21 protein-coding genes are annotated in these 21,100 nt (G+C 59.7%); 1 reads left to right on the top strand and 20 read right to left on the bottom strand.

All coding sequences use genetic code 11. The annotated features are described in order from the left end of the window. Positions 1–31: 31 nt before the first annotated feature. From PMI27_RS06040 to flhA, 12 genes are all read right to left on the bottom strand, one after another. Entirely contained in the window at positions 32–898 is an 867-nt protein-coding gene (locus PMI27_RS06040) for a CheW domain-containing protein (protein ID WP_008155808.1), read from the bottom strand. Between the two features lie 120 nt (positions 899–1,018). After that, positions 1,019–1,807 carry a ParA family protein gene (locus PMI27_RS06045; protein ID WP_008155810.1) on the bottom strand — a complete coding sequence of 263 codons (789 nt, stop codon included), beginning with the start codon at positions 1,805–1,807 and terminating at the stop codon, positions 1,019–1,021. 43 nt (positions 1,808–1,850) lie between these two features. Continuing rightward, entirely contained in the window at positions 1,851–2,741 is an 891-nt protein-coding gene (motD, locus tag PMI27_RS06050) for a flagellar motor protein MotD (RefSeq protein ID WP_008155811.1), read from the bottom strand. Positions 2,742–2,756: 15 nt separating this feature from the next. Then, positions 2,757–3,497, bottom strand: a complete 741-nt coding sequence (locus PMI27_RS06055) for a flagellar motor protein (protein ID WP_008155813.1) — start codon at positions 3,495–3,497, stop codon at positions 2,757–2,759. Then, the gene (locus tag PMI27_RS06060; protein WP_008155815.1) at positions 3,497–4,627 is read right to left on the bottom strand and encodes a protein-glutamate methylesterase/protein-glutamine glutaminase; all 1,131 of its coding nucleotides are present in this window, start codon (positions 4,625–4,627) and stop codon (positions 3,497–3,499) included. Before PMI27_RS06060 ends, PMI27_RS06055 begins: the two co-directional genes overlap by 1 nt. A 49-nt stretch (positions 4,628–4,676) precedes the next feature. After that, a complete protein-coding gene (locus PMI27_RS06065; protein WP_008155817.1) occupies positions 4,677–6,926 on the bottom strand; it encodes a chemotaxis protein CheA in 2,250 nt (749 codons plus the stop codon). A gap of 37 nt (positions 6,927–6,963) precedes the next feature. Continuing rightward, positions 6,964–7,752 carry a protein phosphatase CheZ gene (locus PMI27_RS06070; RefSeq protein ID WP_008155819.1) on the bottom strand — a complete coding sequence of 263 codons (789 nt, stop codon included), beginning with the start codon at positions 7,750–7,752 and terminating at the stop codon, positions 6,964–6,966. Between the two features lie 31 nt (positions 7,753–7,783). Continuing rightward, positions 7,784–8,155 carry a chemotaxis response regulator CheY gene (locus PMI27_RS06075; RefSeq protein WP_003183998.1) on the bottom strand — a complete coding sequence of 124 codons (372 nt, stop codon included), beginning with the start codon at positions 8,153–8,155 and terminating at the stop codon, positions 7,784–7,786. A gap of 167 nt (positions 8,156–8,322) precedes the next feature. Then, positions 8,323–9,063, bottom strand: coding sequence for an RNA polymerase sigma factor FliA (fliA, locus tag PMI27_RS06080; protein WP_007894214.1), 741 nt, complete (start codon positions 9,061–9,063; stop codon positions 8,323–8,325). Continuing rightward, positions 9,060–9,890, bottom strand: a complete 831-nt coding sequence (gene fleN, locus PMI27_RS06085; RefSeq protein ID WP_008001746.1) for a flagellar synthesis regulator FleN — start codon at positions 9,888–9,890, stop codon at positions 9,060–9,062. Before fleN ends, fliA begins: the two co-directional genes overlap by 4 nt. A 114-nt stretch (positions 9,891–10,004) precedes the next feature. Beyond that, entirely contained in the window at positions 10,005–11,333 is a 1,329-nt protein-coding gene (flhF, locus tag PMI27_RS06090) for a flagellar biosynthesis protein FlhF (protein WP_008155822.1), read from the bottom strand. 11 nt (positions 11,334–11,344) lie between these two features. Next, a complete protein-coding gene (gene flhA / locus PMI27_RS06095; protein WP_033053491.1) occupies positions 11,345–13,474 on the bottom strand; it encodes a flagellar biosynthesis protein FlhA in 2,130 nt (709 codons plus the stop codon). Positions 13,475–14,061: 587 nt separating this feature from the next. Between flhA and PMI27_RS06100 the strand changes: the two genes are divergently transcribed. Next, entirely contained in the window at positions 14,062–14,421 is a 360-nt protein-coding gene (locus PMI27_RS06100; protein WP_008155825.1) for a DUF6124 family protein, read from the top strand. A gap of 1,096 nt (positions 14,422–15,517) precedes the next feature. Here PMI27_RS06100 and flhB read toward each other — a convergent pair. The 8 genes from flhB to fliL all read right to left on the bottom strand — a co-directional run bounded on the left by flhB (position 15,518) and on the right by fliL (position 20,950). Then, entirely contained in the window at positions 15,518–16,657 is a 1,140-nt protein-coding gene (gene flhB / locus PMI27_RS06105) for a flagellar biosynthesis protein FlhB (protein WP_008151088.1), read from the bottom strand. Between the two features lie 2 nt (positions 16,658–16,659). Continuing rightward, positions 16,660–17,442, bottom strand: coding sequence for a flagellar biosynthetic protein FliR (gene fliR / locus PMI27_RS06110; protein ID WP_008151086.1), 783 nt, complete (start codon positions 17,440–17,442; stop codon positions 16,660–16,662). Between the two features lie 3 nt (positions 17,443–17,445). Further along, complete coding sequence (gene fliQ / locus PMI27_RS06115; protein ID WP_007948918.1) at positions 17,446–17,715, bottom strand: flagellar biosynthesis protein FliQ; 270 nt, start codon at positions 17,713–17,715, stop codon at positions 17,446–17,448. Beyond that, entirely contained in the window at positions 17,712–18,470 is a 759-nt protein-coding gene (fliP, locus tag PMI27_RS06120; protein ID WP_008151084.1) for a flagellar type III secretion system pore protein FliP, read from the bottom strand. The genes fliQ and fliP overlap by 4 nt, the downstream gene beginning before the upstream one ends. Continuing rightward, positions 18,470–18,940 (bottom strand): flagellar biosynthetic protein FliO, encoded by a 471-nt coding sequence (gene fliO / locus PMI27_RS06125; RefSeq protein WP_008151082.1) that lies wholly within the window; start codon positions 18,938–18,940, stop codon positions 18,470–18,472. The genes fliP and fliO overlap by 1 nt, the downstream gene beginning before the upstream one ends. Continuing rightward, positions 18,941–19,399, bottom strand: a complete 459-nt coding sequence (fliN, locus tag PMI27_RS06130) for a flagellar motor switch protein FliN (protein ID WP_008151080.1) — start codon at positions 19,397–19,399, stop codon at positions 18,941–18,943. A 72-nt stretch (positions 19,400–19,471) separates the two neighbouring features. Beyond that, the gene (fliM, locus tag PMI27_RS06135; protein ID WP_008151077.1) at positions 19,472–20,440 is read right to left on the bottom strand and encodes a flagellar motor switch protein FliM; all 969 of its coding nucleotides are present in this window, start codon (positions 20,438–20,440) and stop codon (positions 19,472–19,474) included. Positions 20,441–20,449: 9 nt separating this feature from the next. Then, positions 20,450–20,950, bottom strand: coding sequence for a flagellar basal body-associated protein FliL (gene fliL, locus PMI27_RS06140; protein ID WP_008151075.1), 501 nt, complete (start codon positions 20,948–20,950; stop codon positions 20,450–20,452). Positions 20,951–21,100 lie beyond the last annotated feature (150 nt).

The raw sequence follows: 21,100 nt of genomic DNA, 5'->3' as shown, positions 1-21,100 counted from the left end.
CAATGCCGTCGCATACTTGTTATGTCGGCAGCTATGTCGGTTTGTGTAGCGGCTTGCTGCCGCTCATGTGCTTTGCCCCGCCGCTGGCGATCAACTCGGCCAGGGCGGAAACGTCCAGCAGCGCACACATGTGCTCAATCACCGTGCCGGCGAGCCACGGCCGCTGACCTCGATGACTTCTCCATTTGATTTCGTTCGGGTCCAGGCGCAACGAGCGGCTGACCTGATGCACCGCCAGCCCCCATTCGTAGCCCTGAACCGAAATAACGTATTGCAGGCCCTGGCGGAAATCGTCGCGGTAGCGGTCGGGCATGACCCAACGCGCGGTGTCCAATACTTTCAGGTTGCCGGCCTGGCTCGGCAGGATCCCGAGGAACCACTCCGGCTGACCGAACAGCGGCGTCAGCTCGTGGCCAGCCAACGAATAAATCGAGCCCAGACACACCAGCGGCACCGCCAGGGTCAAACCGGCGACGTCGAACAACAGGCATTCGAACGGCTCGGCAGCCCAGGACGGGCGACCATCGGTTTCCACAGGGGGTGGCGTGTTGCTCGGCGGCCGGTGGACTTCGACCACCGGTGGCACCAAGGCTTGCAGCAGCGGTGCAATGGTCGAGACCGGCGCGAGAACCGGCGCTGGTGTTTCGATCAACGCCACAGGGGCTTTCACCACAGGCGCTGCTACCGGCGCGGCAACCACGGCGGGTTTCTGCGCATCGCGAGCCTGTTCTTCGAGCACCGCTGCCTGGAACTCGTCCAGCGCAGCTTCAACTTCGACCACCTCAGGCAGTGCTTCGACTTGGGGCGCTAGTTCTTCAGTCGCCTCCATCAACAAGCTGTCCAGATAAGACTGGAGAGCCAGTTGCGGACGCGAGGTGATCTTCACCGGCCGATTCATGCGCGCACCGTTGTTGTAGGAGCAAGGCTTGCCCGCGATGAACGATAACTCGGTGCAGCTGTGAAAACCGCGGTGAAGCTATCGCGGGCAAGCCTTGCTCCTACAGGTAATGAGTTCATCTCAGGCCACCTGCGGGACAAGTTGTGCTGCCAGCAGATGCTTGAGCAACGCGCGATAAGCCAGCACCCCACGGCTCTTGCCGTCGAACTGCGAAGGCGTCACGCCGGCACGGCTGGCATCCCGCAAGCGGGTATCGACCGGGATGTAGCCCTGCCAGATTTCTTCCGGGTATTTGTCGCGCAACACCCGCAGCGTGCTGAGGGACGCCTGTGTGCGGCGGTCGAACAGGGTCGGCACGATGCTGAACGGCAGCGCCTGTTTACGCGAACGGTTGATCATCGCCAGGGTATTGACCATGCGTTCCAGGCCTTTGACTGCCAGGTGTTCGGTCTGTACCGGAATCACCAATTGCTGGCTCGCCGCCAAGGCATTGACCATCAGCACGCCGAGCAACGGCGGGCTGTCGATCACCGCGTAATCGAAGTCCTGCCAAAGTTGCGCCAGGCTCTTGGCAATCACCAGGCCCAAGCCACTCTGCCCCGGCGACTGGCGCTCGAGGGTCGCGAGCGCGGTGCTTGATGGCAACAGGGAAATACTCTCGTGGCTGGTGGGCAACAACAACTGACCGGGCAAGCCTTGCGGCACACTGCCCTTGTGCAGGAACAGGTCGTAGCTGCTGTGTTCCAGGCTGTCGGGGTCGTAACCGAAGTAGCTGGTCATGGAGCCGTGGGGGTCGAGATCGACCACGACCACGCGCTTGCCCGCCTCGGCCAGTAAACCGGCTAAAGCGATAGAGGAAGTGGTTTTACCAACACCACCCTTTTGATTGGCAACGGCCCAGACTCTCATTCGGATTGTTCCTCCCGGTCGAAATGGCGGACCGAGAAATAGCTCAACGTATTAATGCGGGTGACGGAGAATTGACGGCACTCTCTCGTCCCGGCGACTTGACCGGGGTCGGTGCAGTTTGTGTGCCAGCACGCTTCAACGCGGCATCCGGTTTCGCATTGGCCGTTCCGGTACCCGTGAGGCTGCGGCGTACATCGAGATTTCGCGACACCACCAGCACCACGCGACGGTTACGCGCCCGCCCCTCGGCAGTGGCGTTGTTGGCCACTGGCTGGAACTCGCCGTAACCTACCGACGCCAGGCGACCGGGGTTTACACCCTGCATCGCCAGCATGCGCACGATGCTTGCCGAACGGGCCGAGGACAGCTCCCAGTTGGTCGGGTATTGCGCGGTACGGATCGGTTGATCGTCAGTGAAACCTTCGACGTGAATCGGGTTGTCGAACGGTTTCAGAATCGCGGCAACCTTGTCGATGATGTTGAACGCGATGTCGCTGGGCATGGCGTCGCCGCTGCCGAACAACAGACTGGAATTGAGTTCGATCTCGACCCACAGCTCGTTGCCGCGAATGGTCATCTGGTTGGAGCTGATCAAGTCGCCGAACGCCGCGCTGATGTCGTCGGCGATGCTTTTGAGCGGATCGCTGGCACCCGCGATACCGGCGTCGACCTGCTCGGCGTCTTTAACCAGCGGCTTGGCCGGGGTCACGGTCTTCGGTCGCTCGTCGCCGATCGGGATCGGCTTGAGGGCGCGGTCGGAGTCGGTAAAGACCCCAATCAACGCTTCGGAAATGACCTTGTACTTGCCTTCGTTGATCGAAGAGATCGAGTACATCACCACGAAGAAAGCGAACAGCAACGTAATGAAATCGGCGTAAGAAACCAGCCAACGTTCATGGTTTACATGTTCTTCAGGTTGCCGACGACGAGCCATAGTCCATTACTCCCATCAATCCATGAAGCCCTGAAGCTTCAACTCAATAGAGCGAGGGTTTTCACCTTCGGCGATCGACAGAATGCCTTCCAACAACATTTCGCGATAACGCGACTGCCGCAAAGCGACGGACTTGAGTTTGGCGGCAATCGGCAGCAGCACCAGGTTGGCACTGGCCACGCCGTAGATGGTCGCGACAAAGGCCACGGCAATGCCGCTACCCAGTTGCGAGGGATCGGCCAGGTTGCCCATCACGTGGATCAGGCCCATCACCGCACCGATGATACCGATGGTCGGCGCGTAGCCGCCCATGCTTTCGAAGACTTTGGCGGCTTCGATGTCGCGGCTTTCCTGGGTGTAGAAATCCACTTCAAGGATGCTGCGAATCGCTTCCGGCTCGGCGCCGTCCACCAGCAGTTGCAGGCCTTTGCGCGAGTAGTTATCAGGTTCGGCGTCGGCCACCCCTTCCAGACCCAGCAAGCCTTCCTTGCGCGCGGTCAGGCTCCAGTTGACGACGCGATCGACGCCACCGGCGAGGTCGATGCGTGGAGGAAACAGGATCCAGGCCAGAATCTGCATGGCGCGCTTGAAGGCGCTCATCGGCGCCTGCAACAGCGCCGCACCGATGGTCCCACCGAGAACGATCAACGCTGCCGGGCCGTTGGCCAGGGCACCAAGGTGACCGCCTTCAAGGTAGTTGCCGCCAATGATGGCGACAAACGCCATGATGATCCCGATAAGGCTTAAAACATCCATCAGATACAAGCCTCGACCAGATGCTTGCCAATATCGTCCAGGCTGTACACCGCGTCGGCGAGTTCGGCTTTGACGATGGCCATCGGCATGCCGTAGATCACGCAGCTGGCTTCATCCTGGGCCCAGATTGCACTGCCGCCCTGCTTGAGCAGACGCGCGCCTTCACGACCATCGGCGCCCATGCCGGTCAAGACGACCGCCAGAACTTTGTCACCATAAGACTTGGCTGCGGAACCGAAGGTAATGTCCACGCACGGCTTGTAGTTCAGACGTTCGTCGCCCGGCAGGATTTTCACCGCGCCACGGCCGTCGATCATCATTTGCTTGCCACCCGGCGCCAGCAACGCCAGGCCCGGACGCAGGATGTCGCCATCCTCGGCTTCCTTGACGCTGATGCGGCAGAGTTTGTCCAGACGCTCGGCGAAGGCCTTGGTAAAGGCAGCCGGCATGTGCTGGATCAATACGATCGGTGCGGGAAAATTGGCCGGCAATTGGGTCAGAACCCGCTGCAAGGCAACCGGGCCGCCAGTGGACGTACCGATGGCGACCAGTTTGTAGGCTTTGCGTTTTGGCGCTGGCGACGACGAGGCTGGCGCATGGGTACGCGCCGGAATCGGAGCCGGTGCCGGACGCGCAGGCGCGCTGCTGCCGTAGCTGCTGACGCTCGAAGGTGCAGGCGTCGGGGCGGGTGCGGCGACAGGGGCCGGAGCGCTGTAAGTGTTGGCGCGACGGTTACTGCGCGAGATGCTGAGAATCTTCTCGCACAGCAGTTGCTTGACCTTCTCCGGGTTGCGGGAGATGTCTTCGAAATTTTTCGGCAGGAAATCCACCGCGCCAGCGTCCAGCGCGTCGAGGGTTACCCGAGCGCCTTCGTGGGTCAGCGAGGAGAACATCAACACCGGGGTCGGGCAGCGCTGCATGATGTGCCGCACCGCCGTGATGCCATCCATCATCGGCATCTCGTAGTCCATGGTGATCACGTCTGGCTTGAGGGCCAGCGCCTGATCAATCGCCTCTTTTCCGTTGGTCGCCGTGCCGACGACCTGGATATTCGGATCCGCTGAAAGAATTTCCGAGACGCGGCGGCGGAAAAACCCCGAATCGTCCACCACCAGGACTTTAACTGCCATAAACACTCCGTTAGAGGGAGCGAGGCTCAGTCGCCCCGCCCCACCAGAATCAAATACGCCGTGCGGCGTAACGCTTGAGCATGCTCGGAACATCGAGAATCAGCGCAATGCGGCCGTCACCGGTGATGGTGGCGCCGGACATGCCCGGGGTTCCCTGGAGCATTTTGCCCAATGGCTTGATGACCACTTCTTCCTGGCCCACCAGTTGATCGACGACGAAGCCGATCCGCTGAGTGCCCACCGAAAGGATCACCACATGGCCTTCACGCTGCTCTTCGTGAGCGGCGGAGCTGACCAGCCAGCGTTTGAGGTAGAACAATGGCAGCGCCTTGTCCCGCACGATCACCACTTCCTGGCCATCCACCACGTTGGTGGTCGACAGGTCGAGGTGGAAGATCTCGTTGACGTTCACCAGCGGGAACGCAAACGCCTGGTTGCCCAGCATGACCATCAGCGTCGGCATGATCGCCAGGGTCAACGGGACCTTGATGACAATCTTCGAGCCCTTGCCCTTGGTCGAATAGATATTGATGGTGCCGTTGAGCTGGGCGATTTTGGTTTTCACCACGTCCATGCCCACGCCGCGTCCGGAGACATCGGAAATTTCGGTCTTGGTCGAGAAACCCGGCGCGAAGATCAGGTTGAAGCAATCGGATTCGCTGAGGCGATCCGCTGCATCCTTGTCCATCAAGCCTTTCTTCACGGCAATGCCGCGCAGAACATCGGCGTCCATGCCCTTGCCGTCATCGGAGATGGACAGCAGGATGTGGTCGCCTTCCTGTTCAGCGGACAGGATCACCTTGCCGCTGCGAGGCTTGCCCATCGCTTCACGCTCGGCCGGCTCTTCAATACCGTGGTCGACCGAGTTGCGCACCAAGTGGACCAGCGGGTCGGCCAGGGCCTCGACGAGGTTCTTGTCGAGGTCGGTTTCTTCGCCGACCAGTTCCAGGTTGATCTCTTTCTTGAGCTGGCGAGCCAGGTCGCGAACCAGACGCGGGAAGCGCCCGAAGACCTTCTTGATCGGTTGCATCCGGGTCTTCATGACCGCGGTTTGCAGGTCGGCCGTGACCACGTCGAGGTTCGACACGGCCTTGGACATGGCTTCGTCGCCGCTGTTGAGGCCCAGACGGACCAAGCGGTTACGCACCAGTACCAACTCGCCGACCATGTTCATGATTTCGTCGAGACGCGCGGTATCGACCCGCACGGTGGTCTCGGCTTCGCTGGCCGGTTTTTCCGGTGGCGGCGCGGACGCGGCACGAGCCGGAGCCGGGGCTGCAGCAGGGGCAGGCTTCGGCGCTTCGGCTTTAGGCTCGGGCGCTTTGGCGACAGGTTTCGGTGCAACAGCCTTGGCCACGGGTGCCGCAACCGGAGCGCTGGCGCCCGACGCGGTACCGACTTCAGTGAACTTGCCTTTGCCGTGCAATTCGTCGAGCAGCGATTCGAACTCGTGATCGGAGATCAGATCGCCGCCAGCCGCTTTAGCGGTTGGCGCAGCCGGGGCCGGGACCGCAGCAATCGCCGATTCCAGCGCATCAACGGCAAAGTTGCCCTTGCCGTGCAGTTGATCGAGCAGTGCTTCGAACTCGTCGTCGGTGATATCGGAGCTGTCGCCTGCCGCTTTCGGGGCAGCCGGTGCGGCTGGCGCCGGGGCTACCGCATCGACGGCGAACTGGCCTTTACCGTGCAGTTGATCGAGCAACGACTCGAACTCGGCATCGGTGATTTCGTCGCTGCCCGCCGCATTGCTGCTCGGCGCTGGCACAGCTGCCGGGGCTTCTGCCTGAGCCTTGACGGCGTTCAGCGAGTCCAGCAGTTGTTCGAATTCGTTATCGGTGATGTCACCCGATTCGCTCTCGGCGGCAGGTTCTTCCACCGCTTCGGCGACCGGTGCCGTTTCATCGGCGGTTTGCGGCTCGGCCAGACGGGCCAGTGCCGCCAGCAATTCTGGCGTGGCAGCCGTGATCGGGCTGCGCTCGCGGACTTCGGTAAACATGCCGTTCACCGCATCCAGCGCTTCAAGAACCACGTCCATCAGTTCCGAGTCGACGCGACGTTCACCCTTGCGCAGGATGTCGAACACGTTCTCGGCGATGTGACAGCACTCCACCAGCTCGTTGAGCTGGAGGAAGCCGGCGCCTCCTTTTACAGTGTGAAAACCGCGAAAAATTGCATTGAGCAAGTCCGCATCATCAGGTCGGCTTTCCAGCTCGACCAGCTGTTCGGACAGTTGCTCTAGAATCTCGCCGGCCTCAACCAGGAAATCCTGAAGGATCTCTTCATCGGCGCCGAAGCTCATTAAGGGGGTGCTCCTAAAGGTCTAAAAACCTAAAAACCTAAAATCCAAGACTGGATAGCAAATCGTCCACATCGTCCTGACCGGACACAACGTCTTCTCTTTTATCGGCATGAATCTGCGGACCTTCACCCTGAGAGAGATGTTTTTGCGGATCTTTTTCTGCCAGCATCGCTTCACGGTCATGTTCGATGCCCGCAAAGCGGTCCACCTGACTGGCCATAAGCACGAGCTTGAGCAGGTTGCTTTCAACTTCGGTGACCAATTGGGTCACACGCTTGATCACCTGACCGGTGAGGTCCTGGTAATCCTGAGCGAGCAGAATGTCGTTGAGGTTGCTCGACACAACGCGATTGTCTTCGCTGCTGCGTGTCAGGAAACCGTCGACTCGCCGAGCCAGCTCGCGGAACTCTTCAGCCCCGACTTCGCGACGCATGAACCGTCCCCAGTCGGTGCTCAAGGCCTGGGCTTCGTTGCTCAGGCCGTTGACCAGCGGCGTGGCGTTTTCCACCAGGTCCATGGTGCGGTTGGCAGCAGCCTCGGTCAGCTTGACCACATAACCCAGACGCTCGGTGGCGTCCGTGATCTGCGAGACTTCCTCGGCTTGCGGCATGTGCGGGTCAATCTGGAAATTGACGATCGCGCTATGCAGCTCGCGAGTGAGCTTGCCCACCTCTTGATACAGGCCACGGTCACGGGTCTGATTGAGCTCATGGATCAATTGCACAGCGTCGCCGAACCTGCCTTTTTCAAGGCTTTCGACCAGTTCGACCGCGTGTTTTTTCAGAGTCGATTCGAAATCGCCCTGTGAAGACTCGTAATGCTCCATAGCTCCCCCCGTGGCGCAGTGGCTTCGCACATCAACCGATGCGTTCGAAAATCTTCTCGATTTTTTCTTTTAACGCCTGGGCCGTGAAGGGCTTGACCACATAGCCGTTAACACCGGCCTGGGCTGCCTCGATGATCTGCTCGCGCTTGGCTTCAGCGGTCACCATCAGCACCGGCAGGTGCTTGAGCTTTTCATCGGCACGCACGTGGCGCAGCAGGTCGATACCGGTCATGCCAGGCATGTTCCAGTCTGTTACCAGAAAGTCGATGCTGCCGCTGTTGAGAACCGGAATGGCAGTAGTGCCATCGTCGGCCTCGACCGTGTTGGTGAACCCAAGGTCACGCAACAGGTTTTTAATGATCCGCCGCATCGTTGAGAAGTCATCAACGATGAGGATTTTCATGTTCTTGTCCAATTCGACCTCCAAGCAGTCTTAAACGCGCCCAGCACCTGGACGCGCCATTTCAATCAATCCGGCAAAGCACTCAATGACTGTCTGGAGCACAACAGATCGGGACCGGCAAGGTTCAACACCCCACCAGCCGCGTTCGCAGTGTCCCCACACTGCCTTCAGCGCGCTCGCCACTCCCCCAAACGCCCCCGCAAACGGGCCGCGCACTGGCTGTGTAACTGGCTGACCCGAGATTCGCTGACCCCCAGGACCTCACCGATTTCCTTGAGGTTCAACTCTTCGTCGTAGTACAGCGCCAACACCAGTCGCTCACGCTCCGGCAAATTGGCAATCGCGTCCGCCAGCGCCGCCTGGAAGCGTTCATCTTCCAGATCGCGTGACGGCTCCAGATGTGCACTGGCGCCATCCTCGTGCAGCCCTTCGTGTTCGCCGTCCTGCAACAGATCGTCGAAACTGAATAACCGGCTGCCCAGGGTGTCGTTCAAAATCCCGTAATAATCGTCGAGACTCAATTGGAGTTCGGCCGCAACCTCGTGATCTTTAGCGTCACGGCCAGTTTTAGCTTCAATCGAGCGAATGGCGTCGCTGACCATCCGGGTATTGCGGTGGACCGAACGTGGCGCCCAGTCCCCTTTGCGTACTTCGTCGAGCATCGCGCCGCGGATTCGTATGCCCGCGTACGTCTCGAAACTCGCGCCTTTGCTGGCGTCGTATTTGGTCGACACTTCAAGCAGGCCGATCATCCCGGCCTGGATCAGGTCTTCAACCTGGACACTGGCCGGCAGACGCGCCAGCAAGTGGTAGGCAATGCGTTTAACCAGTGGCGCGTAACGCTCGATCAGCTCGTACTGCGCGTCACGTGCCGACTTCTTGTAGAGGTTGTAGCCACTGGCTGTCATAGCACAGGTCCCGCGGTTTGTTGCACGAGGCGCTCGACGAAAAACTCCAGGTGCCCACGCGGGTTGGCAGGTAGCGGCCAGGTATCGACCTTCTGTGCAATGGCCTTGAACGCCAGTGAGCACTTGGAGCGCGGGAAGGCTTCGTAAACGGCGCGCTGCTTCTGCACAGCCTTGCGCACGCTTTCGTCGTAAGGCACCGCGCCGACGTATTGTAAGGCGACGTCCAGGAAGCGATCCGTGACCTTGGTCAACTTGGCGAACAGGTTGCGCCCTTCCTGCGGGCTCTGGGCCATGTTGGCCAGGACGCGGAAGCGGTTCATGCCGTAATCGCGGTTCAGCAATTTGATCAGTGCGTAGGCATCGGTGATCGAGGTCGGCTCGTCGCAGACCACCAGCAAGACTTCTTGCGCTGCGCGGACGAAACTGACGACCGAGTCACCAATGCCCGCCGCGGTGTCGATCACCAGCACGTCGAGGTTGTCGCCGATATCGCTGAACGCCTGGATCAGGCCGGCGTGTTGAGCCGGGCTCAAATGAACCATGCTCTGTGTGCCGGACGCGGCCGGGACGATGCGGATGCCGCCGGGGCCTTGCAACAGTACGTCGCGCAGCTCGCAGCGGCCTTCGATCACGTCGGCCAAAGTACGTTTAGGTGTCAGTCCCAGCAGGACGTCGACGTTCGCCAGCCCCAGATCGGCGTCCAACAGCATGACGCGCCGACCGAGCTCAGCTAGAGCCAGGGACAAGTTCACTGACACGTTAGTCTTCCCGACGCCACCTTTGCCGCCGGTCACCGCGATCACCTGTACGGGATGCATGCTGCCCATGAATTTCTTTACCTTGTCTTACTTAGACGGAGGCCACATTACTGGCTGCGCGTTCACAAACGGAACAATGCATGGCAGACCATCGATGTAGGTACAAAAACTGTCATTAGTACCTCAGCCGACCTGCTTGGTCGGGCTGTGGTAAATATCAGCGAACATGTCAGCCATGGCTTCTTCGCTGGGTTCTTCTTGCATTTGCACGCTTACGGCGCGACTGACCAACTGATGACGACGCGGTAGATGCAAATCATCCGGAATCCGCGGGCCATCGGTCAGGTAGGCCACCGGCAATTCATGACTGATGGCCAGGCTCAACACCTCGCCCAGACTTGCCGTTTCATCCAGTTTAGTCAGGATGCAGCCAGCGAGCCCACAACGCTTGTAACTGTGATAAGCGGCCGTTAGAACCTGTTTCTGGCTGGTGGTTGCCAGAACCAGGTAATTTTTTGATTTGATGCCACGACCGGCCAGGCTTTCGAGCTGCATGCGCAGTGCCGGATCACTGGCCTGAAGGCCGGCGGTATCGATCAGCACCACGCGTTTGCGCAACAAAGGCTCCAGCGCCTGTACCAGTGACTGCCCCGGATCGACGTGAGTCACCGACACATTGAGGATCCGACCGAGGGTCTTGAGCTGTTCCTGAGCACCGATACGATAGCTGTCCATACTGACCAGCGCGATATTTTGCGCGCCGTACTTGAGCACGTAACGGGCCGCGAGTTTGGCCAGGGTGGTGGTTTTGCCCATGCCGGCGGGGCCGACCATGGCAATCACGCCGCCCTCCTCCAGAGGCTCGACCTCCGGTGTGGCGATCATCCGCGCCAGGTGTGCCAGCAACATGCGCCAGGCCTGACGAGGTTCTTCAATATCGGTAATCAGCGCCAGCAAATCGCGCGACAACGGGCCGGACAGGCCGATGCGTTGCAGGCGACGCCAAAGATTGGCCTGGGCCGGACGGCTGCCTTGCAGCTGATTCCAGGCCAGGGAGCCGAGTTGCACTTCCATCAGTTCGCGCAGGCTGTTGAGTTCGAAACGCATCGAGTCGAACGCCCGTGGGTCAACGCCGCCGGAAGCAGGTGCCGCAGCCGGTGCAGGACGACGGGGTTCGGTGTAGGTCGGTTCGATCAGCGGCTCGGCGGCGGTCAGTGGCAGGCCGGCGAACAATTGGCGATTGGTGGACTTGTCGCTCTCGCCATCGCTGCGCAGGCTCAGTTCGGCCTGGGCGGTGACGATCCGCGATTGGGTCTTGCGCAGCTCGTCTTCGAGTTCCATGTTCGGAACACGCGGAGCCAGCGCCGACAACTTGTAATCCAGGGCAGCCGTCAGCTCGACACCACCAGCGATCCGGCGGTTGCCAATGATGGCGGCATCAGCGCCCAGCTCATCACGAACCAGCTTCATGGCCTGACGCATATCGGCGGCGAAAAAACGCTTAACTTGCATAAACCACTACCTCAGCCGTTGGGCCCTACTGTCGCAACGATGGTCACTTGCTTGTTGTCAGGAATTTCCTGGTAAGCCAACACATGCAAACCCGGGACTGCCAATCGGCCGAATCGCGACAGCATCGCGCGAACCGGACCGGCCACCAACAGAATCACCGGTTGACCTTGCATTTCCTGACGCTGCGCCGCATCGATCAACGAGCGTTGCAGTTTCTCAGCCATGCTTGGCTCCAGCAGAACGCCCTCTTCCGAGCCTTGTCCTGCCTTCTGAAGACTATTGAGCAATATTTGTTCCAACCTTGGCTCCAGGGTGATCACTGGCAGCTCGGAGTCAGTCCCTACAATGCTTTGGACGATTGCGCGGGATACGCCGACGCGCACCGCGGCCACCAGCGCGGCAGTATCTTGACTCTTGCTGGCATTGTTGGCGATGGCCTCGGCAATGCTGCGAATGTCCCGTACTGGCACCTGTTCGGCCAGCAACGCCTGCAATACTTTGAGCAGCTGCGACAGCGACACCACGCCTGGCACCAGCTCTTCGGCCAGTTTTGGTGAGCTTTTGGCCAGCAATTGCATGAGTTGCTGCACTTCCTCGTGACCGATCAACTCGCTCGAGTGCTTGTACAAAATCTGGTTCAAGTGAGTTGCCACTACCGTACTGGCATCGACCACGGTGTAACCGAGGGATTGAGCCTGGGCACGCTGGCTGATTTCGATCCAGACCGCCTCCAGACCGAAAGCCGGATCTTTGGCGGTAATGCCGTTGAGCGTGCCGTAGACCTGCCCCGGGTTGATCGCCAGTTCGCGGTCCGGGTAAATCTCCGCTTCGGCCAGGATCACCCCCATCAGGGTCAGGCGGTAGGCGCTCGGCGCCAGGTCGAGGTTGTCACGGATATGCACAGTCGGCATCAGGAAGCCCAGATCCTGGGACAGTTTCTTGCGCACGCCCTTGATCCGCGCCAGCAACTGACCACCCTGATTGCGGTCCACCAGCGGAATCAGCCGGTAGCCGACTTCCAGGCCGATCATGTCGATCGGCGTGACGTCGTCCCAGCCAAGCTCCTTGGTCTCCTGAGCGCGAGCCGGCGATGGCAACAGCTCCTGCTGACGCTTGACCTCTTGCAAGGCCTGAACCTTGACCACGTTCTGCTTCTTCCAGAACAGGTACGCGCCGCCAGCCGCCAGGGCTGCCATGCTGAGAAAGGAAAAGTGCGGCATGCCCGGCACGAGGCCCATCACCGCCATCAAACCCGCCGCCACGGCCAACGCTTTGGGCGAGGCGAACATCTGGCGATTGATCTGCTTGCCCATGTCTTCCGAACCGGAAGCACGGGTCACCATGATCGCCGCAGCTGTCGATAAAAGCAGTGATGGCAATTGCGCCACCAAACCGTCACCGATAGTCAACAAGGCGTACACCCGACCGGCATCGCCGAAGGTCATGCCGTGCTGGAAGATACCGACCGCCATGCCGCCGATCAGGTTGATGAACAGAATCAGCAGGCCGGCAATGGCGTCACCGCGAACGAACTTGCTGGCACCGTCCATGGAACCGTAGAACTCGGCTTCCTGGGCCACTTCCATCCGGCGCAGTTTGGCCTGGTTCTGGTCGATCAGGCCGGCGTTCAAATCGGCGTCGATGGCCATTTGTTTACCGGGCATCGCATCGAGGGTGAAACGCGCGCTCACCTCGGAAATCCGCCCGGCACCCTTGGTCACCACGACAAAGTTGATGATCATCAAAATCGCGAAGACGACGATACCGACCACGTAGTTACCGCCGATCACCACCTCGCCGAAGGCCTGAATCACCTTACCGGCAGCGGCATGGCCGTCCTGACCGTGGAGCATCACCACGCGCGTGGAGGCCACGTTCAGCGCCAGTCGCAGCAATGTCGCCACCAGCAGAATGGTCGGGAACACCGCGAAATCCAGCGGCCGCAAGGCGTAAACACAGACCAGCAACACGACGATCGACAACGCGATGTTGAACGTGAAGAACACGTCCAGCAGGAACGGCGGCACCGGCAACATCATCATCGCCAGCATGACCAGCAGCAACAACGGCACACCCAGATTGCCTCGACTTAAGTCGGCAACGTTTGTGCGAGCACTGTTGAGTAACTGAGAGCGATCCACCGGTTTTCCCCGTCCCTTAAAGCAAACTTTTGACGCCTGAAGCAGGCGCAGAGCCGCTACTGCAAGAAGCCTTCCAACTTTTGCCAATGATTGAAACAGAGGGTTTTGAACGTGATTTTTCTGCTGACCGGGATGGCCCTTTCGCGAGCAGGCTCGCTCCCACAGGGAAATGCATTCCAAATGTGGGAGCGAGCCTGCTCGCGAAGGGGCCCGTGAAGTCAGCACAAAATGTCTTTTAAACTCTGGCGTTTAAAAGACACCTCAAGACACACCACCAAGGCTACGCATCCTTGCGCCATTGCCTACAGCTACGCCAGAATCCGCCGGCTTGTGCGCCTTGGGGGCGGGTTCTATTGTGGATCGGTCGCTGACGAATCAGCGATCGGGTTTGACCGTCCGCCCAACATCAAGGCGCAGCATCCTGCACGTACTCAGGCTTTGTCTGAAATCATGTCGCGGCGGCTGTGCGTGGGACACCTTCGGGTGTGCCGGATTCCTTGATGTCCGGTCGGTCAACCCGCGTACAGCTGCCACCCTGTTTGTTTGACCGCGAACGGTGGCAGCTCCATTCATCAAGGAGCCTCACCATGATCAAACCAACACCCAACCCGCCCGAAACCGACTCCACCTCCCCCTACGAATCCCTCGATCCCAAAAAGCTCAACGACGCCGCCGAACGCGCCCTCGATCACTATCTCTGCCCACCCGGCTCCACGCCACCGCCACGTAAAGCCCGCAGAATGTACGCCGTCACCGCGGACTTCAAAAACGAGGAGCTGCTGGCCGATGCCAGCGAAACACTCGCTTCAGCCAGAACCATCGCCCATGACTTCGCCCACCTCATACCCGCGTCGCAGCGCAGGACGCTGCTGGGTATCGCGCAACTGATCATGCTCGGCGAGCTGGCGGTGAATCGGGTGATGGATAATCTGGAATTGCCGCAGTAGCAGGCAGCTGTGACAAGCCCTGAGTGCGGCGTTGTGTCTGCTGACGTCTTCGCGGGCAAGCCCGCTCCCACAGGGATCGGTGTCGATCACAAATCTGTGTTTACACGCCGAACCTGTGGGAGTGAGCCTGCTCGCGAAGAGGCCGCCAGACTCAACATCCATGCTGACTTGGCTACCGCTTTCCAGATGCATCCGGGAGATTTGCATTGCCTGGGCTGACGCCATCGCGAGCAAGCTCGGCTCCTACAAGGGACCGTGATTGCACGCTGGTTCTGTGGCCGACAACGATCAATGTGGGAGTGAGCCTGCTCGCGAATGCAATTTCACATTCAACAGAAATGTTGTCTGCCCTACCGCTTTCCAGGTGTATCCGGGAGATTTGCATTGCCTGGGCTGACGCCATCGCGAGCAAGCTCGGCTCCTACAAGGGAGCGTGATTGCACGCTGGTTCTGTGGCCGACAACGATCAATGTGGGAGTGAGCCTGCTCGCGAAGAGACCGTCAGATTCAACATCCATGCTGACTTGGCTGCCGCTTTCCAGGTGCATTCGGGAAATTTGCATTGCCTGGACTGACACCATCGCGAGCAAGCTCGGCTCCTACAAGGGAGCGTGATTGCACGATGATTCTGTGGCCGACAACGATCAATGTGGGAGCGAGCCTGCTCGCGAAGAGGCCGTCAGACTCAACATCCATGCTGACTTGGATACCGCTTTCCAGGTGCATCCGGGAGATTTGCATTGCCTGGGCTGACGCCATCGCGAGCAAGCTCGGCTCCTACAAGGGAGCGTGATTGCACGATGATTCTGTGGCCGACAACGATCAATGTGGGAGTGAGCCTGCTCGCGAAGAGGCCGTCAGACTCAACATCCATGTTGACTTGGCTACCGCTTTCCAGATGCATCCGGGAAATTTGCATTGCCTGGGCTGACGCCATCGCGAGCAAGCTCGGCTCCTATTGCACGCTGGTTCTGTGGCCGACAACGATCAATGTGGGAGTGAGCCTGCTCGCGAAGAGGCCGTCAGACTCAACATACATGTTGACTTGGATACCGCTTTCGCGAGCAGGCTCGCTCCCACAGGGATTGGGGTGTTATCAGGAATCGCGCCGCAAATCCGGTGGAATCGGCAGGTCGTCCTTGAGCGGATCCGGGCGCTTACCCTTGCCGGCGCGGTGCTGGCGGATCTGGTAGACGTAAGCGAGCACCTGGGCGACGGCAAGGTAGAGGCCGCCTGGGATTTCCTGATCAAGTTCGGTGGAGTAGTAGATCGAACGCGCCAGTGCCGGCGACTCAAGCAGCAGCACTTCGTTGGCCACAGCGATTTCACGGATCTTCAAGGCCAGGAAGTCGCTGCCCTTGGCGATCAGCATCGGCGCCCCACCCTTGTCCGGATCGTACTTGAGCGCTACGGCGTAGTGGGTCGGGTTGGTGATGACCACATCGGCATCGGGGATCGCCGCCATCATCCGGCGCTGGGACATTTCGCGCTGCAGCTGGCGAATGCGCTGTTTAACCTCTGGCTTCCCTTCCTGATCCTTATGCTCGTCGCGCACTTCCTGCTTGGTCATCAGCAGTTTCTTGTGGCTCTGGTAAAGCTGCACCGGGACATCCACCGCGGCAATCAGAATCAGCCCACAAGCCATCCACAACGTACTCCAGCCCACCAACTGAACGCTATGGATGATCGCCTGCTCCAGCGGTTCATGGGCGATGCGTAACAGATCATCAATGTCCGAGCGCAGGACGGACAATGCCACGAATAAAATCAGCAGGAATTTGGCCAGCGCCTTGAGCAGTTCGATCAGGGCACTGCTGGAGAACATCCGTTTGAGACCCGCCGCCGGGTTCATCCGGCTGAATTTTGGGGCCAGGCTACCACCGGCGAACAACCAGCCACCCAAGGAGACAGGCCCCAGGAATGCCGCCAGCAGCAGCGTCAGCAATATCGGCTGCACCGCCAGAATCGCGATCTTGCCGGAATGCAGCAGGTACTGCCCCATCGCCCCCGGAGTGAGCAACACTTCCCGCGGCAGCGAAAAGTTCAGACGCATGATTTCCAGCAGATCCTGGGCCAGCCCGCCGCCGTAGATCAACAACCCACCAGCACCGGCCAGCATGGTTGCCAAGGTATTGAGTTCTTTGGATCGGGCAATCTCGCCCTTTTCCCTGGAGTCCTTTTTGCGCTTATCCGTGGGGTCTTCTGTTTTGTCCTGACCACTCTCGCTCTCGGCCATGGCTAGCGCGCCTGTGCCATATCACGTAACAGCTGCAGGGCCTCGGTGGCCAAGGGCTGATACTGATTGAGAATGTCGCCGAGACCGACCCAGAAGATCACCAGCCCCAGAACCAGGGTCAGCGGAAAACCGATGGAAAAGATGTTCAATTGCGGCGCCGCCCGCGTCATCACCCCGAAAGCGATGTTAACCACCAACAACGCCGTAATCGCGGGCAAAACCAGCAGCATCGCCGCACCCAGCACCCATCCCAGCTTGTTGGCCATTTCCCAGAAGTGGTTGATCAACATCGCGCTGCCGACCGGCAAGGTGGTGAAGCTTTCCGTCAACACCTCGAACACCACCAGATGCCCATTCATGCCGAGAAACAACAGGGTAACGAGCATCGTCAGGAACTGACCGATCACCGCTGCCGACACGCCGTTGGTAGGGTCGACCATAGACGCGAAGCCCATCCCCATCTGAATCGAAATGATCTGCCCGGCGACGACAAACGCTTGAAAAAACAGCTGAAGGGAGAGCCCCATCAATGCGCCGATAATGACCTGTTCGGCGATCAGCAGGAGCGCGCTCAGGTCCAGCGCATGAACCTGTGGCATCGGTGGCAGGCCGGGCACGACGACCACTGTGATTGCCAGGGCGAAATACAAACGTACGCGGGTCGGCACCAGGGTCGTGCCGAAGATCGGCATGGTCATCAGTACCGCGCCGATGCGAAACAGCGGCAGTATGAAGGAAGCTACCCACGTGCTGATCTGGGTATCGGTCAGCTGAAGCAGCGACATGGTTTAGCCGATAACCTGAGGAATACTGCCGTACAACTGCAGGATGTATTCCATGAAGGTCTGCACCAGCCACGGACCGGCGACGATCAGCGTCACCAGCATCACCAGCAGGCGCGGCAGGAAGCTCAGGGTCTGCTCGTTGATCTGGGTCGCGGCCTGGAACATCGCCACCAACAGGCCCACGAGCAAACTCGGAATCACCAGCACGGCAACCATCATGGTGGTCAGCCACAGCGCTTCCCGGAAGATGTCTACCGCAACTTCTGGCGTCATGGCGATACACCGCCGAAGCTGCTCGCCAGCGTACCGATGATCAACGCCCAGCCATCCACCAGCACGAACAACATGATCTTGAACGGCAGGGAAATGATCAGCGGCGAGAGCATCATCATACCCATCGCCATCAGCACACTGGCCACGACCAGGTCGATGATCAGGAACGGAATGAAGATCATGAAGCCAATCTGGAACGCGGTCTTCAGCTCCGAGGTGACGAACGCCGGCACCAGAATCGTCAGCGGCGCCTGATCGGGCGATGCGATATCAGTGCGCTTGGACAAGCGCATGAACAACTCCAGATCGCTGCTGCGAGTCTGGGCGAGCATGAAATCCTTGATCGGCACCTGCGCCTTGGCCACGGCGTCTTGAGCGGTGAGTTTCTCCGCCAGATACGGCTGCAAGGCATCCTGGTTAACACGGTCGAATACCGGCGCCATGATGAACATTGTCAGAAACAGCGCCATACCCGTGAGTATCTGGTTAGACGGTGTCTGCTGCAGGCCCAGGGCCTGACGCAGGATCGAGAAGACGATGATGATCCGGGTGAAACTGGTCATCAGCATGACGAACGCCGGGATAAAACTCAGCGCGGTCATGATCAGCAGGATTTGCAGGCTGACCGAGTATTCCTGAGCGCCGTTGGCGTTGGTGCCCAGGGTGATTGCCGGGATCGATAACGGATCGGCGGAGAACGCCAGCGGCGCGGCCAGCATCAGGGCCAGCGTCAAGACGATGCGTAACGCACCCATTACTTCTTATCCTTCTGATCCTTGCCCAACAACTCCATCAGGCGCTGGGCAAACTCGGGGGTCGCTTTTTCAGTACCGCTGGGCACTTGCACCGGCTCCTTGAGCACATGCAACGCGGTGATGGTGCCGGGGCTCAGGCCGAGCAGGATCTGCTCGTTGCCGACTTGCACCAGCATCAACCGGTCGCGAGGGCCCAGCGCGCGGGAGCCGATCAGTTCGATGACCTGCCCTTTGCCGGCTGGCCCGGCCTGCTGGACCCGACGCAGCAACCAGGCGAGGAAAAAGATCAACCCCAGCACCAGCAGCAAACCGAGCACCAACTGCGTCAATTGCCCAGCCACGCCACTGCTGACGGCAGGCACGGCGGCAGTGGCAGCTGTCGTCACCGGCTCGGCAGCCAGAACGCTGAACGGCAAGGCCAGCGCTAACCCCAGCGCCACCCCTGGCAAAACCCCCAGAACCTTTTTCACTCAGCGCAGCTTCTTGATGCGTTCGCTTGGGCTGATCACGTCGGTCAGGCGGATGCCGAACTTCTCGTTGACCACCACCACTTCACCGTGAGCGATGAGCGTGCCGTTGACCAGCACGTCCAGCGGTTCGCCGGCCAGACGATCGAGCTCGATCACCGAACCCTGGTTAAGCTGCAGCAGGTTGCGGATGTTGATATCAGTGCTGCCGACTTCCATGGAAATCGACACCGGGATATCGAGAATCACGTCCAGGTTCGGACCATCGAGGGTGACCGGATCGTTGTTTTTCGGCACGCTGCCGAACTCTTCCATCGGCAGACGGTTGGACGGCGAACTGGCGGCGTCGGCAGCCAGCAAGGCATCGATGTCGTCCTGCCCGGCGTCGCCGGTTTCTTCCAGGGCCGCAGCCCATTCATCGGCCAGCGCCTGGTCGTCCTGGGTGTTCATATCGTTAGCCATCAATTTGTCCTCGGCGGGCATCCCTTCAATCAGGAGCCGTCAGTTAAAAGCACAGGGGGTTTGGAGCGCCGGTCAGCGGCGCTCGATCGGCTCGATCACTTGCAACGCGAGGTTGCCTTTGTGCGACCCCATCTTGACCTTGAACGCAGGCACGCCGTTGGCGCGCATGATCATTTCGTCTGGCATCTCGACCGGGATAATGTCCCCCGGCTGCATGTGCAAAATGTCCCGCAGGCGCAACTGGCGACGGGCAACCGTGGCACCAATCGGTACATCAACGTCCAGCACGTCCTGGCGCAAGGCGTTGACCCAGCGCTCGTCCTGATCGTCGAGGTCCGACTGGAAGCCGGCGTCGAGCATTTCGCGTACAGGTTCGATCATCGAGTACGGCATGGTCACGTGCAGGTCGCCGCCACCGCCATCGAGTTCGATGTGGAACGTCGACACCACAATCGCTTCGCTCGGGCCGACGATGTTGGCCATGGCCGGGTTCACTTCCGAGTTGATGTACTCGAAGTTCACTTCCATGATCGCCTGCCAGGCTTCTTTCAAATCGACGAAGGCCTGCTCCAGCACCATGCGCACTACACGCAATTCGGTGGGGGTGAATTCACGCCCTTCGATCTTCGCGTGACGGCCGTCGCCACCGAAGAAGTTGTCCACCAGTTTGAACACCAGTTTGGCGTCGAGGATGAACAACGCGGTGCCGCGCAACGGTTTGATCTTGACCAGGTTGAGACTGGTCGGCACGTACAGCGAGTGCACGTATTCGCCGAACTTCATTACCTGCACGCCACCGACGGCAACGTCCGCCGAGCGGCGCAGCATGTTGAACATGCTGATGCGGGTGTAACGGGCGAAACGCTCGTTGATCATTTCCAGGGTCGGCATGCGTCCACGGACGATCCGATCCTGACTGGTCAGGTCGTAGCTTTTGACACTGCCGGGTTCAGCAGCGGTATCGGTCTGTACCAGACCATCGTCGACGCCATGCAACAGCGCATCGATCTCATCCTGGGACAGCAGGTCCTGCACGGCCATGTCGTGTTCCTACTGCAGTACGAAATTAGTGAAAAGCAACTGTTCGATGACCACTTTGCCGAGTTCTTTCTGCGCCACTTCCTGGACGCTGGCCGTGGCTTTCTGACGCAACATTTCCTGGCCGACCGGCGACGCCAGGGTGGCGAAGTCCTGCCCGGAGAACAGCATGACCAGGTTATTGCGGATGACAGGCATGTGGACTTTGAGCGCGTCCAGATCGGCCTGATTGCGACCAAGCATGGTGATGCTCACCTGCATGTAGCGCTGACGGCCGTTCTGGTTGTAGTTGGCCACGAAGGCTGGAGCCATGGGCTCGAAAATCGCTGGCTGCTTGCCGACCGGGGCGGTTTCAGCCGCGGCGGCAGGCTTGCTCTGAGCGCTGTGCATGAAGAACCAGGTTGCTCCCACGGACAAACCGATCGCCAGCAGCAGGGCCACCACGATCACAATGATCAGCTTGAGTTTGCCTTTGGTTGCGGGGTCTTTTACTGCTGCTTCGCTCTTCGCCATGCCAATAATCCGTCACTATTCGGGTTTTCACAGTCGCACGGCAAGGCAAGAGCAAGTGTTATGCCAGAAGTGTCTGAGGGAAGATGGGTGGGACTGATAGCAATTTGAAGAACGCTGCAAATCCACTGTGGGAGCGAGCCTGCTCGCGAT

The organism is Pseudomonas sp. GM41(2012), assembly GCF_000282315.2.
Classification (GTDB): Bacteria; Pseudomonadota; Gammaproteobacteria; order Pseudomonadales; family Pseudomonadaceae; genus Aquipseudomonas.
Note: the sequence above shows the minus strand (reverse complement) of the source record. Positions and strands in the feature narration are given on the sequence as shown.